We start from the raw sequence: 17,129 nt of genomic DNA, 5'->3' as shown, positions 1-17,129 counted from the left end.
AGTTATACACCAGGCTTAAGTGGGGAAGGCCCTCATACAACTGGAGAATAACGATGATAAAACCGACGTTTTTACGCCGGGCGGCGATTGCTACTTTACTTTCAGGATGTTGTTTTAGTGCGGCAGCCGCGCCACCTGCGCCGCCGCCCGTCTCGTATGGCGTGGAGGAGGATGTCTTCCATCCGGTGCGCGCGAAGCAGGGAATGGTGGCTTCTGTCGATGCCACTGCCACTCAGGTGGGGGTAGATATCCTCAAGGAGGGCGGGAATGCCGTGGATGCTGCCGTGGCGGTGGGATATGCGCTGGCGGTAACGCATCCGCAGGCGGGGAATCTGGGGGGCGGCGGTTTTATGCTGATCCGCACTAAAAATGGCAACACCACCGCTATCGACTTCCGCGAAATGGCACCTGCCAAAGCGACCCGCGATATGTTCCTCGATGACCAGGGCAACCCGGACAGTAAAAAATCACTCACTTCGCATCTGGCCTCCGGCACGCCGGGCACGGTAGCAGGTTTCTCGCTGGCGCTGGATAAATACGGCACCATGCCGCTGAACAAAGTGGTTCAGCCCGCGTTTAAACTGGCGCGTGATGGTTTTATCGTTAACGATGCGTTGGCTGACGATCTCAAAACCTATGGTAGCGAAGTGCTGCCGAATCACGAAAACAGCAAGCCTATCTTCTGGAAAGAGGGGGAGCCGCTGAAAAAGGGCGACAAGTTGGTGCAGGCGAACCTGGCAAAGAGCCTGGAGATGATTGCCGAAAATGGCCCGGACGCGTTTTACAAAGGCACAATAGCTGAGCAGATTGCCCAGGAGATGCAGAAAAACGGTGGTTTGATTACCAAAGAGGATTTGGCTGCGTATAAAGCGGTCGAACGCACACCGATTAGCGGCGATTATCGCGGGTATCAGGTTTACTCCATGCCACCGCCATCTTCTGGTGGGATTCATATCGTGCAGATCCTCAATATTCTGGAAAACTTCGATATGAAGAAATATGGCTTTGGTAGCGCCGATGCGATGCAAATCATGGCCGAAGCCGAGAAACATGCCTATGCCGATCGCTCGGAATACCTTGGCGATCCGGATTTTGTCAAAGTACCGTGGCAGGCGCTGACGAATAAGGCCTATGCCAAATCTATTGCCGATCAAATTGATATCAATAAAGCGAAGCCGTCCAGCGAAATTCGCCCCGGCAAGCTTGCGCCTTATGAGAGTAATCAAACCACCCATTATTCAGTGGTGGATAAAGACGGTAACGCGGTGGTGGTGACCTATACGCTGAACACCACCTTCGGTACGGGTATTGTCGCGGGCGAGAGCGGTATTTTGCTTAATAACCAAATGGATGATTTCTCGGCCAAACCGGGCGTACCGAACGTGTACGGGCTGGTAGGCGGTGATGCCAATGCTGTAGGGCCGAACAAGCGCCCGCTGTCATCGATGTCACCAACCATTGTGGTGAAAGATGGCAAAACCTGGCTGGTCACTGGCAGCCCTGGCGGTAGCCGAATTATCACCACCGTGCTGCAAATGGTAGTGAACAGTATCGATTATGGAATGAACGTCGCTGAAGCGACTAATGCGCCGCGTTTCCACCATCAGTGGTTGCCGGACGAGTTGCGAGTGGAGAAAGGATTTAGCCCGGATACGCTCAAGCTACTGGAAGCAAAAGGCCAGAAAGTGGCGCTGAAAGAAGCGATGGGCAGCACGCAAAGCATTATGGTTGCTCCGGACGGTGAGTTGTACGGCGCATCTGATCCACGTTCGGTAGATGATTTAACGGCGGGGTATTAATATGTTAAGCCCTCTCCCGGTAGGTGAGGGCTTAAATGACAAACTTAGATTGCAAATTTTCTATTTCACCCGCGCCATATAATACACATCAATATATTCACCGTTTCGCAATGCGTACTTCTTGCCAGTTCCTTCAATCTCAAAGCCGTATTTTTTATAGACCTTAATTGCCGGGGCGTTGTCGACAAACACCGTTAGCTCAATGCGATCTACCCGCAACCAGTTGTCGCACATTTCAATCATCTCTTGCATCAGGGCACTGGCGACGCCGCGATTCTTCCAGCGGGAGTCGACGCAGATACCAAAATCGGCAACATGACTGCGACGCGGGCGTTGCTGTACGTCAATGGTAAGATGACCTACGACGTCTCCATCAATACAGGCGACGAGTTGCTTGATGCCGGGATGTCCGGCGAGTCGCTCCTGCCACATATGAGCGGAAGGATGAGGTACCTGTAGCGTGTTGTAATACACCTCCGGCTGGGCGTGAATCTGCCGAATAGCCTCGTAATCGCGCGTTTCAGCGTGGCGTATCACTATCTCATTCATTCCTCTGTCCTCTTTGGTGTAAATGTCCCTTTCAACATCATTGACTTTCAAAAGCGAGTCAAATGCATTTTTTTGCAAAAAGTGTTGGACAAGTGCGAATGAGAATGATTATTATTGTCTCGCGATCAGGAAGACCCTCGCGGAGAACCTGAAAGCACGACATTGCTCACATTGCTTCCAGTATTACTTAGCCAGCCGGGTGCTGGCTTTTTTTTTGCTTTCGTTTCAGCCAGGCTGACTTGCTATTTTGCCCACGGGAAGTGCTCGTGTTGAGACAAATGCAAAATTGCCTGATGCGCTACGCTTATCAGGCCTACAAACCGATGCCATTTTGTGTAGGCCGGATAAGGCGTTCACGCCGCATCCGGCATGATCAAAGTGCACTTTGCCAACAATCTGACGTACTGAAACACAGGCATAGGAACCACGTCCGCTTTGCGCTAAGGTGTCACTAACCACCTTAAAAAGGACGAAACTATGGTCATTAACTGCGCCTTCATTGGCTTCGGTAAAAGCACCACCCGTTACCATCTGCCGTATGTACTTAACCGCAAGGATAGCTGGCATGTCGCGCATATTTTTCGCCGCCATGCCAGGCCGGAAGAACAGGCTCCCATCTATTCCCATATTTATTTCACCAGCGATCTCGACGAAGTATTAAATGATCCCGACGTTAAGCTGGTTGTCGTCTGCACCCATGCTGACAGCCACTTCGAGTATGCGAAGCGCGCGCTGGAGGCCGGAAAAAATGTGCTGGTCGAAAAACCGTTCACCCCTACGCTTGCGCAAGCGAACGAGCTGTTTGCGCTGGCAAAAAGTAAAGGGCTGACCGTCACGCCGTATCAGAATCGTCGCTTTGACTCCTGCTTCCTGACGGCGAAAAAAGCGATTGAAAGCGGCAAGCTGGGAGAGATTGTCGAAGTGGAAAGCCATTTTGACTACTACCGCCCGGTGGCAGAAACTAAACCCGGACTACCGCAAGATGGCGCGTTCTATGGTCTTGGCGTGCATACCCTCGACCAGATTATTTCACTGTTTGGTCGCCCGGATCATGTGGCTTACGATATTCGCAGCCTGCGTAATAAAGCCAATCCGGACGACACTTTCGAAGCGCAGTTGTTTTATGGTGATTTGAAAGCCATCGTCAAAACCAGCCATTTGGTGAAAATCGATTATCCGAAATTTATCGTTCACGGTAAGAAAGGTACATTTATTAAATACGGTATTGACCAGCAGGAAACCAGCCTGAAGGCTAATATTATGCCGGGCGAAGCGGGATTCGCGGCGGATGATTCGGTCGGTGTGCTGGAGTATGTCAATGACGAGGGCGTTACGGTAAGAGAGGAAATGAAGCCGGAAGTGGGAGATTACGGACGCGTCTACGATGCGCTGTATCAAACCATTACTACCGGTGCGCCAAATTACGTCAAGGAATCTGAAGTTCTTACTAATCTGGAAATCCTTGAGCGCGGTTTTGAGCAAGCTTCACCCTCCACGGTAACTCTCGCGAAGTAAGTTTTATGCCCCCTCAAATAGTTCAATTTTTTTGAACAGAGGGGTCAATTTTCACCCTCTATCATCCCGGACGGATCGGGTCCACACTAAGCCCATCAAATCATTCAGGGGGCGAATACAAATGATCTACTTACGCAAAGCAAATGAACGTGGCCATGCGAATCATGGCTGGCTGGACTCCTGGCACACTTTCTCTTTTGCCAACTATTACGATCCGAACTTTATGGGCTTCTCCGCGCTGCGTGTGATTAACGACGACGTGATTGAAGCAGGGCAGGGCTTCGGCACTCACCCACATAAAGATATGGAAATTTTGACCTATGTGCTGGAAGGTGCGGTTGAGCATCAGGACAGCATGGGGAACAAAGAACAGGTTCCGGCGGGCGAGTTTCAGATTATGAGTGCGGGTACGGGTATTCGTCACTCAGAGTACAACCCAAGTAGCACCGAGCGTCTGCATCTGTATCAGATCTGGATCATGCCGGAAGAAAACGGCATTACGCCGCGTTATGAACAGCGTCGCTTCGATGCCGTACAGGGCAAACAACTGGTGCTCTCGCCGGATGCGCGTGACGGTTCGTTGAAAGTGCATCAGGATATGGAGCTGTACCGCTGGGCGCTGGTGAAAGATGAACAGTCAATACATCAGATTGCCGCTGAACGCCGCGTCTGGATCCAGGTGGTGAAAGGCAACGTCACCATTAACGGCGTAAAAGCCTCGACCAGCGATGGCCTGGCAATTTGGGATGAGCAGGCGATATCCATCCACGCCGATAGCGACAGTGAAATTCTGCTGTTCGATTTACCGCCAGTCTAAATTTATCTCACAAACCTTCCCGAGGAATCGGGAAGGTTCTGATGCGTCCGTGGTAAACTAAAGGAATCTATCCCTTTTGTACCTTTCAGGACGATGAAAAAGAAAAGACCCGTACTTCAGGATGTGGCTGATCGTGTAGGCGTGACCAAAATGACGGTCAGTCGTTTTTTACGCAACCCGGAGCAAGTCTCCGTCGCCCTGCGCGGCAAGATCGCTGCCGCTCTTGATGAACTGGGTTATATTCCCAATCGCGCACCCGATATCCTCTCAAACGCCACCAGTCGGGCGATTGGCGTCCTGCTACCTTCTCTGACTAACCAGGTTTTTGCCGAAGTGTTACGCGGAATTGAAAGCGTTACCGACGCACACGGTTATCAAACCATGTTGGCTCACTACGGTTATAAACCGGAAATGGAGCAAGAACGCCTCGAATCGATGCTCTCGTGGAATATCGACGGGCTGATCCTCACCGAACGTACCCACACGCCGCGCACATTAAAGATGATTGAAGTGGCAGGTATTCCGGTGGTGGAACTGATGGACAGCCAGTCGCCGTGTCTCGATATCGCCGTCGGATTTAATAACTTTGAAGCGGCACGGCAGATGACCGCCGCTATCATTGCCCGTGGGCATCGTCATGTGGCTTATCTTGGTGCGCGCCTCGATGAACGTACTATCATCAAACAGAAGGGATATGAGCAGGCGATGCTGGATGCCGGCCTGGTGCCGTATAGCGTGATGGTCGAGCAATCCTCTTCTTACTCTTCTGGTATTGAACTGATTCGCCAGGCGCGGCGGGAATATCCGCAGTTAGATGGCGTGTTCTGTACCAACGATGACCTGGCCGTTGGCGCGGCATTTGAATGTCAGCGCCTGGGGCTGAAAATCCCTGATGATATGGCGATCGCCGGTTTCCACGGTCACGATATTGGTCAGGTGATGGAGCCACGGTTGGCGAGCGTGCTGACGCCGCGTGAGCGGATGGGCAGCATTGGCGCTGAGCGCCTGCTGGCGCGTATTCGTGGCGAAGCGGTGACACCGAAAATGTTAGATTTAGGTTTCACCTTGTCACCGGGCGGATCTATTTAAGCTCACAAATTTGAAGTAGCTCACACTTATACACTTAAGGCACGGATGGATATTGCTTCTATTTTTGTCCGGCCGGACAATGTTACCGATAACAGTTACCCGTAACATTTTTAATTCTTGTACTGTGGGGGCACCACTTTGAGCACGACTAACCATGATCACCACATTTACGTTCTGATGGGCGTATCGGGCAGCGGCAAATCTGCGGTCGCCAGTGAAGTGGCGCATCAACTTCATGCCGCGTTTCTTGATGGCGATTTCCTCCATCCGCGTCGCAATATCGAAAAAATGGCGTCCGGTGAACCGTTGAATGATGATGATCGTAAACCGTGGTTACAGGCGCTGAACGACGCCGCGTTTGCCATGCAGCGTACCAATAAAGTGTCGCTGATCGTCTGTTCTGCACTGAAAAAGCACTATCGCGACCTGCTGCGTGAAGGTAATCCAAATCTCTCTTTCATCTACCTGAAAGGCGATTTTGATGTGATTGAAAGCCGCCTGAAAGCGCGCAAAGGCCATTTCTTTAAAACCCAAATGCTGGTGACGCAGTTTGAAACGCTGCAGGAACCGGGTGCGGACGAAACCGATGTACTGGTGGTAGATATCGATCAGCCGCTGGAAGGTGTTGTGGCAAGCACCATTGAGGTTATTAAAAAAGGCAAATAAGTAGTGACTACATTAACGCTTGTTTTAACAGCAGTAGGGTCTGTTTTACTGCTGCTGTTTTTAGTCATGAAGGCGCGTATGCATGCTTTCCTGGCTTTGATGGTGGTGTCTATGGGGGCAGGCCTTTTTTCCGGTATGCCGCTCGATAAAATCGCAGCGACGATGGAAAAAGGGATGGGAGGCACTCTTGGTTTCCTGGCGGTGGTTGTCGCCCTGGGGGCCATGTTTGGCAAGATCTTACATGAAACCGGCGCAGTCGATCAGATTGCCGTCAAAATGCTCAAATCCTTCGGTCACAGCCGCGCGCATTATGCCATTGGCCTTGCGGGTCTGGTCTGTGCGTTACCATTGTTCTTTGAAGTGGCGATTGTTCTGCTGATTAGCGTTGCATTCTCAATGGCGCGCCACACGGGCACAAACCTGGTAAAGCTGGTTATCCCGCTGTTTGCAGGCGTAGCAGCGGCAGCGGCGTTCTTGCTGCCGGGGCCAGCGCCAATGCTGCTGGCATCGCAGATGAATGCCGACTTTGGCTGGATGATCCTGATTGGCCTGTGTGCGGCAATTCCGGGGATGATTATTGCCGGCCCGCTGTGGGGTAATTTCATCAGCCGTTACGTTGAGCTGCATATTCCTGACGACATCAGTGAACCGCATCTTGGCGAAGGCAAAATGCCGTCCTTCGGATTCAGTTTGTCGCTGATCCTGCTGCCGTTAGTACTGGTTGGGCTGAAAACCATTGCTGCACGTTTTGTGCCAGAAGGGTCAACGGCTTATGAATGGTTTGAGTTTGTTGGCCATCCATTTACCGCGATTCTGGTTGCTTGTCTGGTGGCGATTTATGGTCTGGCGATGCGTCAGGGTATGCCGAAAGACAAAGTGATGGAGATTTGCGGTCACGCGCTGCAACCTGCGGGGATTATTCTGCTGGTGATTGGTGCGGGCGGTGTGTTCAAACAGGTGCTGGTTGACTCTGGCGTAGGTTCGGCGCTGGGCGAAGCGTTAACCGGGATGGGCCTGCCGATTGCGATCACCTGCTTCGTGCTGGCAGCGGCGGTGCGCATCATTCAGGGATCTGCAACCGTTGCCTGTTTAACGGCGGTGGGGCTGGTGATGCCGGTTATTGAACAACTGAATTACTCCGGTGCGCAAATGGCAGCGCTGTCGATTTGTATCGCTGGTGGTTCGATTGTAGTCAGCCATGTTAACGACGCCGGTTTCTGGTTGTTCGGTAAATTTACCGGCGCGACCGAAGCCGAAACGCTGAAAACCTGGACCATGATGGAAACCATTCTTGGTACTGTCGGTGCCATCGTCGGGATGATTGCGTTTCAGTTGTTGAGTTAATTACCGCGACAAATTACTGCGAGCTTGCTCGCAGTAATTCATTTCTCTTTTCCCCTCTCTTCATCTTTTTGATCTCTCTCGCAAAAACACTGGCTCATTATCCATTCTAATCACTGCGTTAACGGACGCAGGAGAAGATGATGGAGAAACACGGAGCTGAATTGCTGTTACAACGGATGTTAAGTAACGCCACCGCTACCTTCAGGGAAGGGCAATGAGAAGCTATAGATGCTGTGGTTAATCAGCGGCGAAAAATGCTGGTTGTGCGCAGCACCTGTTTGAACATTACCCCTTCATCCACATCCGAATACCGTCGAGGAACATCTGGGTTGCCATCATTACCAGAATCAACCCCATCAGGCGTTCCAGTGCGTTTACCCCTTTCTCGCCCAGCAGGCGCAAAAAGAGCGATGACTGTAGCAGGATGACAAATGTGCCGCCCCAGGCCAGCAGCAGGGCAATCACCAGATGACCCATCTGATTCGGGTACTGGTGTGACAGCAGCATCAGCGTGGCGAGGATAGTCGGCCCCGCCACCAGTGGAATTGCCAGCGGCACGATAAACGGCTCTTCACCTGCCGGAAGTCCACTACTGTTACCCGAGGCGCTGGGGAAAATCATCTTAATGGCAATCAGAAAAAGAATGATGCCGCCAGAAATAGAGACGGTTTCTGCCCGCAGGTTAAGAAATGCCAGAATTTTCTCGCCCGCAAACAGGAACACTAACATCAGCAATAGCGCGATGAGCAATTCTCGCACCATGATTGCCCGGCGTCTTTTCGGTTCAGTATGTTTTAGTACGGACATAAAAATAGGTAGGTTTCCGAGCGGATCCATAATCAGGATCAATAAAACTGCTGCAGAAATGATTTCATTCATAACTCAAGTTCCCTGATAATTGCGGTGGACTTTCTGCGTGCTGTTAAAGCAGGATAAGTCGCATTACTGATGGCTTCGCTATCATTGATTAATTTCACTTGCGACTTTGGCTGCTTTTTGTATGGTGAAAGATGTGCCATGAGGACACAGGCACATTTATACAGCACACATCTTTGCAGGAAAAAAACGCTTATGAAAAATGTTGGTTTTATCGGCTGGCGCGGTATGGTCGGCTCCGTTCTCATGCAACGCATGGTTGAAGAGCGCGATTTCGACGCCATTCGCCCTGTCTTCTTTTCGACTTCCCAGTCTGGCCAGGCTGCGCCGTCCTTTGGCGGCACCTCCGGCACACTTCAGGATGCTTTTGATCTGGAAGCGCTGAAGGCTCTCGATATCATCGTGACCTGTCAGGGCGGCGATTATACCAACGAAATCTATCCAAAGCTTCGTGAAAGCGGATGGCAAGGTTACTGGATTGACGCAGCATCGTCTCTGCGCATGAAAGATGACGCCATCATCATCCTTGACCCTGTTAATCAGGGCGTCATTACCGACGGATTAAATAAAGGCATCAGGACTTTTGTTGGCGGTAACTGTACTGTCAGCCTGATGTTGATGTCGTTGGGCGGTTTATTCGCTAATAATCTTGTTGATTGGGTTTCCGTTGCGACCTACCAGGCGGCTTCCGGCGGTGGTGCGCGACATATGCGTGAGTTATTAACCCAGATGGGTCAGTTGTATGGCCATGTGGCGGATGAACTTGCGACCCCCTCCTCTGCTATTCTCGAGATCGAACGCAAAGTTACGACGCTAACCCGCAGCGGCGAACTGCCAGTTGATAACTTTGGCGTGCCGCTGGCTGGTAGCCTGATTCCGTGGATCGACAAACAGCTCGATAATGGTCAGAGCCGCGAAGAGTGGAAAGGGCAGGCGGAAACTAACAAGATCCTCAACACATCTTCCGTGATCCCGGTAGATGGCTTATGTGTGCGTGTCGGGGCACTACGCTGCCACAGCCAGGCATTCACCATTAAATTGAAAAAAGATGTATCCATTCCGACCGTGGAAGAACTGCTGGCTGCGCACAATCCGTGGGCGAAAGTAGTACCAAACGATCGTGAAATCACGATGCGTGAGCTAACCCCAGCAGCCGTTACCGGCACGCTGACCACGCCTGTAGGCCGCCTGCGTAAACTGAATATGGGACCAGAATTCCTGTCAGCCTTTACCGTGGGTGATCAGTTGCTGTGGGGGGCCGCGGAGCCGCTGCGTCGGATGCTTCGTCAACTGGCGTAATCTTTATTCATTAAATTTGGGGCGCGATGCCGCCCCTTTTAGTGCGTAATACAGGAGTAAGCGCAGATGTTTCATGATTTACCGGGAGTTAGATAAAGCATTGGCTATTCTTTAAGGGTGGCAGAATACCTGGGTATTCACTGCCTTACCTGAAGGGAGGACGACGCAGAGAGGATGCACAGAGTGCTGCGTCGTTCAGGTCAAAAAAATGTCACAACCAGATGTCAAAAATCAGTTGGATGGGGTGACACAATAAAACAGGAAGACAAGCATGTCCGTTCGTATCGATAGAGACGTGATAAACGCGCTAATTGCAGGCCATTTTGCAGACCCATTTTCCGTACTGGGAATGCATAAAACTACAGCGGGACTGGAAGTCCGTGCCCTTTTACCTGATGCCACCGATGTGTGGGTGATTGAACCAAAAACCGGACGCAAAGTCGCTAAACTGGAGTGTCTCGACTCTCGTGGATTCTTTAGCGGCGTCATACCGCGGCGTAAGAATTTTTTCCGTTATCAGTTGGCTGTTGTCTGGCATGGTCAGCAGAACCTGATTGATGATCCTTACCGTTTTGGTCCTTTAATCCAGGAAATGGATGCCTGGCTGTTATCTGAAGGTACTCACCTGCGCCCATATGAAACCTTAGGCGCGCACGCTGATACTATGGATGGCGTTACCGGCACGCGTTTTTCTGTCTGGGCACCAAATGCCCGACGAGTCTCGGTCGTTGGGCAATTCAACTACTGGGATGGCCGCCGTCACCCAATGCGTCTGCGTAAAGAAAGCGGTATCTGGGAACTGTTTATCCCTGGCGCGCATAACGGTCAGCTCTATAAATACGAGATGATTGATGCTAACGGTAATCTCCGTCTGAAGTCTGATCCCTATGCTTTCGAAGCGCAGATGCGCCCGGAAACCGCTTCCCTTATTTGCGGACTGCCTGAAAAAGTCGTACAGACTGAAGAGCGCAAAAAAGCGAATCAGTTTGATGCGCCAATCTCTATCTATGAAGTTCACCTGGGCTCCTGGCGTCGTCACGCCGACAACAACTTCTGGCTAAGCTATCGCGAACTGGCTGATCAACTGGTGCCTTACGCCAAGTGGATGGGCTTTACCCACCTCGAACTGTTGCCGATTAATGAACATCCGTTCGATGGCAGTTGGGGCTATCAGCCGACGGGTCTGTATGCGCCAACTCGTCGTTTTGGTACTCGTGATGACTTCCGTTATTTCATTGATGCCGCACACGCAGCCGGTTTGAACGTTATTCTCGACTGGGTGCCGGGGCACTTCCCGACTGATGACTTTGCGCTTGCCGAATTTGACGGTACGAACCTGTATGAGCACAGCGATCCGCGTGAAGGCTACCACCAGGACTGGAATACCCTGATCTACAACTATGGACGTCGTGAAGTCAGCAATTTCCTCGTCGGTAACGCGCTGTACTGGGTTGAACGTTTTGGTATTGATGCGCTGCGTGTCGATGCAGTAGCGTCGATGATTTATCGTGATTACAGCCGTAAAGAGGGTGAGTGGATCCCCAACGAGTTTGGTGGACGCGAGAATCTGGAAGCGATTGAGTTCCTGCGCAATACCAACCGTATTATCGGTGAGCAAGTTCCTGGCGCGGTAACGATGGCGGAGGAGTCTACCGACTTCCCGAACGTTTCTCGTCCTCAGGATATTGGCGGCCTGGGCTTCTGGTACAAATGGAACCTGGGCTGGATGCACGACACCCTGGATTACATGAAGCTCGACCCGATTTATCGTCAATACCATCACGATAAACTCACCTTCGGGATGCTCTACAACTACACTGAAAACTTCGTCCTGCCGTTGTCGCACGACGAAGTGGTGCACGGCAAAAAATCGATTCTCGACAGAATGCCGGGTGATGCATGGCAGAAGTTTGCCAATCTGCGCGCCTACTATGCCTGGATGTGGGCGTTTCCGGGCAAAAAACTGCTGTTCATGGGTAATGAATTTGCCCAAGGGCGAGAGTGGAACCACGATGCCAGCCTCGACTGGCATCTGCTGGAAGGCGGTGACAACTGGCATCACGGTGTCCAGCGTCTGGTACGCGATCTGAACCACACTTATCGTCATCATAAAGCACTGCATGAGCTGGATTTCGACGCGTATGGCTTTGAATGGCTGGTGGTGGATGACCATGAACGCTCGGTGCTGATTTTTGTTCGCCGCGATAAAGAGGGGAATGAAATTATCGTTGCCAGTAACTTTACGCCGGTGCCGCGCTATGACTATCGCTTTGGCATTAATCAGCCGGGTAAATGGCGTGAAATCCTCAACACTGATTCCATGCACTACCACGGTAGTAATGCCGGCAATGGCGGCGCGGTACACAGCGATGAGATTGCCAGCCACGGTCGTCAGCATTCATTAAGCCTTACACTACCGCCGCTGGCCACTATCTGGCTGGTTCGGGAGGGAGAATGACACAACTTGCCATTGGCAAACCCGCTCCCCTTGGCGCGCATTACGACGGCCAGGGCGTCAACTTCACGCTCTTCTCCGCTCATGCCGAGCGGGTAGAGCTGTGTGTGTTTGACGCCCAGGACGTAGAACATCGGTATGACTTGCCAGGACGAAGTGGCGATATCTGGCACGGTTATCTGCCGGATGCGCGCCCGGGTTTGCGTTATGGTTATCGCGTTCATGGCCCATGGCAACCCGCCATGGGGCATCGCTTTAACCCGGCGAAGTTGTTGATTGATCCTTGCGCGCGGCAGATTGTCGGGGAATTTAAAGATAACCCGCTGCTGCACGCTGGCCATAGTGAACCTGACTATCGCGACAATGCTGCCATTGCGCCGAAATGTGTCGTGGTAGTGGACCACTATGATTGGGAAGATGATGCCCCGCCGTGCACGTCGTGGGGCAGCACTATCATTTATGAAGCCCATGTCAAAGGATTAACCTACTTGCACCCGGAGATCCCGGTAGAGATCCGCGGCACTTATAAAGCCCTGGGGCATCCGGTGATGATCAACTATTTAAAACAGTTGGGCATTACCGCACTGGAGCTGCTGCCGGTGGCGCAATTTGCCAGTGAGCCGCGTTTGCAACGCATGGGGCTAAGCAACTACTGGGGTTACAACCCGGTGGCGCTGTTTGCGCTGCATCCGGCGTATGCCTGCTCGCCAGAAACGGCGCTGGATGAGTTTCGTGATGCAGTCAAAGCCCTGCATAAAGCGGGCATTGAGGTCATTCTCGACATCGTGCTCAACCACAGTGCGGAACTGGATCTCGACGGTCCGGTATTCTCACTGCGCGGGATCGATAACCGTAGCTATTATTGGATAAGAGAAGACGGCGATTATCACAACTGGACCGGCTGTGGCAACACACTCAACTTGAGCCATCCGGCAGTGGTGGAATACGCCAGCGCCTGTCTACGCTATTGGGTGGAAACCTGTCACGTTGATGGCTTCCGTTTCGATCTCGCAACAGTCATGGGGCGAACGCCGGAGTTTCGTCAGGATGCGCCGCTGTTTATCGCTATCCAGAATTGCCCGGTGCTTTCGCAAGTGAAGCTGATTGCTGAACCGTGGGATATCGCACCCGGCGGCTATCAGGTGGGGAATTTCCCTCCGCTGTTTGCCGAGTGGAACGATCATTTCCGCGATGCCGCCCGCCGTTTCTGGCTGCATTATGATTTACCTCTGGGAGAGTTTGCCGGACGCTTTGCCGCATCCAGTGATGTTTTTAAACGTAATGGCCGTCTGCCGAGTGCTGCGATTAATCTGGTCACAGCACATGACGGTTTTACGCTTCGCGACTGCGTTTGTTTCAACCATAAACACAATGAAGCAAATGGAGAAGAAAATCGCGACGGAACCAACAACAATTACAGTAACAATCATGGTAAAGAAGGATTAGGCGGTACTCTTGATCTGGTTGAACGGCGGCGCGACAGCATTCACGCCCTGTTAACAACGTTGTTGCTCTCCCAGGGTACGCCGATGTTACTGGCCGGTGACGAACATGGTCACAGCCAGCATGGCAATAACAATGCTTACTGTCAGGATAACCAACTAACGTGGTTGGACTGGTCGCAAGCAAGCAGTGGTTTAATCGCGTTTACCGCCGCGTTAATCCATCTGCGCAAGCGCATTCCTGCTTTGGTAGAGGATCGCTGGTGGGAAGAAGGCGACGGCAATGTCCGTTGGCTAAATCGATATGCTCAATCTTTAAGCTCGGATGAGTGGCAGAACGGGCCGAAGCAACTGCAAATTTTGCTTTCGGATCGTTTCTTGATCGCAATAAACGCCACGCTTGAGGTAACAGAGATTGTTTTACCTGCAGGGGAGTGGCATGCCATTCCCCCATTCGCTGGAGAGGATAACCCAGTGATTACGGCTGTCTGGCCGGGACCTGCACACGGATTGTGTGTGTTCCAGAGATGATAAAAAAGGAGTTAGTCATGATTAGTTTAGAGAAGAACGATCACTTAATGTTGGCACGCCAGCTGCCATTGAAGTCTGTTGCCTTGATTCTGGCGGGGGGACGCGGTACTCGCCTGAAGGATTTAACCAATAAGAGAGCAAAGCCTGCCGTACACTTCGGCGGCAAGTTCCGCATTATCGACTTTGCTCTGTCCAACTGCATCAACTCCGGTATCCGCCGTATGGGCGTGATCACCCAGTACCAGTCTCACACCCTGGTGCAGCACATTCAGCGCGGCTGGTCGTTCTTCAATGAAGAAATGAACGAGTTTGTCGATCTGCTGCCAGCGCAGCAGAGAATGAAAGGGGAAAACTGGTATCGCGGTACGGCAGATGCAGTTACCCAAAACCTCGACATTATTCGCCGTTATAAAGCGGAGTATGTAGTGATCCTGGCGGGTGACCATATCTACAAGCAGGACTATTCGCGAATGCTTATCGACCACGTCGAAAAAGGTGCGCGTTGTACCGTTGCTTGTATGCCAGTCCCAATTGAAGAAGCCTCTGCATTTGGTGTTATGGCAGTCGATGAAAACGATAAAATTATCGAATTTGTTGAGAAACCGGCTAACCCACCGTCAATGCCAAACGATCCGAGCAAATCTTTGGCGAGTATGGGGATCTACGTCTTTGACGCAGACTACCTGTATGAACTGCTGGAAGAAGACGATCGCGATGAAAACTCCAGCCACGACTTTGGTAAAGATTTGATTCCAAAAATTACCGAAGAAGGCCTCGCCTATGCGCATCCATTCCCGCTCTCTTGTGTACAGTCCGACCCGGACGCCGAGCCGTACTGGCGCGATGTGGGGACGCTGGAAGCTTATTGGAAAGCGAACCTCGATCTGGCCTCTGTCGTGCCGGAACTGGATATGTACGATCGCAACTGGCCGATTCGTACCTACAATGAATCATTGCCGCCAGCGAAATTCGTTCAGGATCGCTCCGGTAGCCACGGGATGACCCTTAACTCCCTGGTTTCTGGCGGTTGTGTGATCTCTGGTTCGGTGGTGGTGCAGTCCGTTCTGTTCTCACGCGTTCGCGTGAATTCATTCTGCAACATTGATTCCGCCGTATTGCTACCAGAAGTATGGGTAGGTCGCTCGTGCCGTCTGCGTCGCTGTGTCATTGACCGCGCTTGTGTTATTCCGGAAGGCATGGTGATTGGTGAGGATGCAGAAGAGGATGCACGTCGTTTCTATCGTTCAGAAGAAGGCATCGTGCTGGTTACGCGCGAAATGCTACGGAAGTTAGGGTATAAACAGGAGCGATAATGCAGGTTTTACATGTATGTTCAGAGATGTTCCCGCTGCTTAAAACCGGCGGTCTGGCTGATGTTATTGGGGCATTACCCGCAGCACAAATCGCAGACGGCGTTGACGCTCGCGTACTGTTGCCTGCATTTCCCGATATTCGCCGCGGCGTGACCGATGCAAAGGTGGTATCTCGTCGTGATACCTTTGCCGGGCATTTCACGCTGCTGTTCGGGCATTACAACGGGGTTGGCATTTACCTGATTGATGCGCCACATCTCTACGATCGTCCCGGAAGCCCGTATCACGATACCAACTTATTTGCCTACACCGACAACGTATTGCGTTTTGCACTGCTGGGGTGGGTTGGGGCAGAGATGGCAAGCGGGCTTGACCCATTCTGGCGTCCCGATGTAGTGCATGCGCACGACTGGCATGCGGGCCTTGCGCCTGCGTATCTGGCGGCAAGTGGGCGTCCGGCGAAGTCGGTGTTTACTGTGCACAATCTGGCCTATCAAGGCATGTTTTATGCACATCACATGAATGACATCCAATTGCCATGGTCATTCTTTAATGTTCACGGACTGGAGTTCAACGGGCAAATCTCTTTCCTGAAAGCCGGATTGTATTACGCTGACCACATTACCGCGGTTAGTCCGACCTACGCTCGTGAGATTACTGAACCTCAGTTTGCCTACGGTATGGAAGGTCTGCTCCAGCAACGTCATCGTGAAGGGCGGCTTTCCGGCATACTGAACGGCGTGGACGAGAAAATATGGAGTCCAGAGACGGACTTACTTTTGGCCTCGCGTTACACCCGCGATTCATTGGAGGATAAAGCGGAGAATAAGCGCCAGTTGCAAATCGCAATGGGGCTTAAGGTTGACGATAAAGTGCCGCTTTTTGCAGTGGTGAGCCGTCTGACCAGCCAGAAAGGTCTTGACCTGGTGCTGGAGGCCTTACCGGGCCTTCTGGAACAGGGTGGACAACTGGCGTTACTCGGCGCGGGCGATCCGGTGTTGCAGGAAGGTTTTCTTGCCGCAGCGGCGGAACATCCCGGGCAGGTTGGTGTACAGATTGGTTATCACGAAGCATTTTCGCATCGCATTATGGGCGGCGCGGACGTCATTCTGGTGCCCAGTCGTTTTGAACCGTGCGGCTTAACGCAACTTTATGGATTGAAGTACGGCACGCTGCCGTTAGTGCGGCGTACCGGTGGGCTTGCTGATACGGTTTCTGACTGTTCTCTTGAGAACCTTGCAGATGGCGTCGCCAGTGGGTTTGTCTTTGAAGATAGTAATGCCTGGTCGTTGTTACGGGCTATTCGGCGCGCTTTTGTTCTGTGGTCCCGCCCTTCGCTGTGGCGGTTTGTGCAACGTCAGGCTATGGCAATGGATTTTAGCTGGCAGGTCGCGGCGAAGTCGTACCGTGAGCTTTACTATCGCTTGAAATAGT

At 52.0% G+C, this 17,129-nt stretch carries 13 protein-coding genes; 11 read left to right on the top strand and 2 right to left on the bottom strand.

Annotated elements, in window-relative coordinates:
* Positions 1-53 precede the first annotated feature (53 nt).
* Complete coding sequence (gene ggt / locus A9587_RS13050; RefSeq protein WP_105263307.1) at positions 54-1,799, top strand: gamma-glutamyltransferase; 1,746 nt, start codon at positions 54-56, stop codon at positions 1,797-1,799.
* A 60-nt stretch (positions 1,800-1,859) separates the two neighbouring features.
* On the opposite strand, the gene yhhY is transcribed toward ggt, so the two are convergent.
* Complete coding sequence (yhhY, locus tag A9587_RS13045) at positions 1,860-2,348, bottom strand: N-acetyltransferase (RefSeq protein ID WP_010381104.1); 489 nt, start codon at positions 2,346-2,348, stop codon at positions 1,860-1,862.
* Positions 2,349-2,825: 477 nt separating this feature from the next.
* On the opposite strand from yhhY, the gene A9587_RS13040 reads away from it, so the two are divergent.
* The 5 genes from A9587_RS13040 (at position 2,826) to gntU (ending at position 7,779) form a co-directional block, all read left to right on the top strand.
* On the top strand, positions 2,826-3,863 hold the full coding sequence (locus A9587_RS13040; RefSeq protein ID WP_105263306.1) for an oxidoreductase: 1,038 nt from the start codon (positions 2,826-2,828) through the stop codon (positions 3,861-3,863).
* Between the two features lie 121 nt (positions 3,864-3,984).
* Positions 3,985-4,680: a quercetin 2,3-dioxygenase gene (yhhW, locus tag A9587_RS13035; protein WP_016249303.1), complete on the top strand. Its 696-nt coding sequence runs from the start codon at positions 3,985-3,987 to the stop codon at positions 4,678-4,680.
* Between the two features lie 93 nt (positions 4,681-4,773).
* Complete coding sequence (gntR, locus tag A9587_RS13030) at positions 4,774-5,769, top strand: gluconate operon transcriptional repressor GntR (protein ID WP_000730265.1); 996 nt, start codon at positions 4,774-4,776, stop codon at positions 5,767-5,769.
* Between the two features lie 138 nt (positions 5,770-5,907).
* The gene (gene gntK / locus A9587_RS13025; RefSeq protein ID WP_000108330.1) at positions 5,908-6,435 is read left to right on the top strand and encodes a gluconokinase; all 528 of its coding nucleotides are present in this window, start codon (positions 5,908-5,910) and stop codon (positions 6,433-6,435) included.
* Between the two features lie 3 nt (positions 6,436-6,438).
* Positions 6,439-7,779 (top strand): gluconate transporter, encoded by a 1,341-nt coding sequence (gene gntU / locus A9587_RS13020; RefSeq protein ID WP_105263305.1) that lies wholly within the window; start codon positions 6,439-6,441, stop codon positions 7,777-7,779.
* 285 nt (positions 7,780-8,064) lie between these two features.
* On the opposite strand, the gene yhgN is transcribed toward gntU, so the two are convergent.
* A complete protein-coding gene (yhgN, locus tag A9587_RS13015) occupies positions 8,065-8,658 on the bottom strand; it encodes an NAAT family transporter YhgN (RefSeq protein WP_001002535.1) in 594 nt (197 codons plus the stop codon).
* Positions 8,659-8,850: 192 nt separating this feature from the next.
* Here yhgN and asd point away from each other — a divergent pair, with 192 nt between their 5' ends.
* From asd to glgA, 5 genes are all read left to right on the top strand, one after another.
* Complete coding sequence (gene asd / locus A9587_RS13010) at positions 8,851-9,954, top strand: aspartate-semialdehyde dehydrogenase (RefSeq protein ID WP_001517255.1); 1,104 nt, start codon at positions 8,851-8,853, stop codon at positions 9,952-9,954.
* Between the two features lie 271 nt (positions 9,955-10,225).
* Positions 10,226-12,412 carry a 1,4-alpha-glucan branching enzyme gene (gene glgB, locus A9587_RS13005; RefSeq protein WP_000116221.1) on the top strand — a complete coding sequence of 729 codons (2,187 nt, stop codon included), beginning with the start codon at positions 10,226-10,228 and terminating at the stop codon, positions 12,410-12,412.
* Positions 12,409-14,382, top strand: a complete 1,974-nt coding sequence (gene glgX / locus A9587_RS13000; RefSeq protein ID WP_000192558.1) for a glycogen debranching protein GlgX — start codon at positions 12,409-12,411, stop codon at positions 14,380-14,382. Before glgB ends, glgX begins: the two co-directional genes overlap by 4 nt.
* Before the next feature lie 17 nt (positions 14,383-14,399).
* Entirely contained in the window at positions 14,400-15,695 is a 1,296-nt protein-coding gene (gene glgC, locus A9587_RS12995) for a glucose-1-phosphate adenylyltransferase (protein WP_000624233.1), read from the top strand.
* Positions 15,695-17,128, top strand: coding sequence for a glycogen synthase GlgA (gene glgA / locus A9587_RS12990; RefSeq protein WP_001197632.1), 1,434 nt, complete (start codon positions 15,695-15,697; stop codon positions 17,126-17,128). The genes glgC and glgA overlap by 1 nt, the downstream gene beginning before the upstream one ends.
* The last annotated feature ends 1 nt before the right edge of the window (position 17,129 follow it).

Source organism: Escherichia sp. MOD1-EC6162 (assembly GCF_002965125.1).
GTDB lineage: Bacteria > Pseudomonadota > Gammaproteobacteria > Enterobacterales > Enterobacteriaceae > Escherichia > Escherichia marmotae.
This window is presented reverse-complemented; position numbering and strand designations above follow the sequence as displayed.

Excerpts from the sequence above, each read along its gene's own strand:
- glgC (WP_000624233.1), top strand. The coding sequence starts at position 14,400 with ATGATTAGTTTAGAGAAGAACGATCACTTAATGTTGGCACGCCAGCTG.
- yhgN (WP_001002535.1), bottom strand. The coding sequence starts at position 8,658 with ATGAATGAAATCATTTCTGCAGCAGTTTTATTGATCCTGATTATGGAT.
- A9587_RS13040 (WP_105263306.1), top strand. The coding sequence starts at position 2,826 with ATGGTCATTAACTGCGCCTTCATTGGCTTCGGTAAAAGCACCACCCGT.
- yhhY (WP_010381104.1), bottom strand. The coding sequence starts at position 2,348 with ATGAATGAGATAGTGATACGCCACGCTGAAACGCGCGATTACGAGGCT.
- glgX (WP_000192558.1), top strand. The coding sequence starts at position 12,409 with ATGACACAACTTGCCATTGGCAAACCCGCTCCCCTTGGCGCGCATTAC.
- glgB (WP_000116221.1), top strand. The coding sequence starts at position 10,226 with ATGTCCGTTCGTATCGATAGAGACGTGATAAACGCGCTAATTGCAGGC.
- yhhW (WP_016249303.1), top strand. The coding sequence starts at position 3,985 with ATGATCTACTTACGCAAAGCAAATGAACGTGGCCATGCGAATCATGGC.
- ggt (WP_105263307.1), top strand. The coding sequence starts at position 54 with ATGATAAAACCGACGTTTTTACGCCGGGCGGCGATTGCTACTTTACTT.
- gntR (WP_000730265.1), top strand. The coding sequence starts at position 4,774 with ATGAAAAAGAAAAGACCCGTACTTCAGGATGTGGCTGATCGTGTAGGC.
- glgA (WP_001197632.1), top strand. The coding sequence starts at position 15,695 with ATGCAGGTTTTACATGTATGTTCAGAGATGTTCCCGCTGCTTAAAACC.
- asd (WP_001517255.1), top strand. The coding sequence starts at position 8,851 with ATGAAAAATGTTGGTTTTATCGGCTGGCGCGGTATGGTCGGCTCCGTT.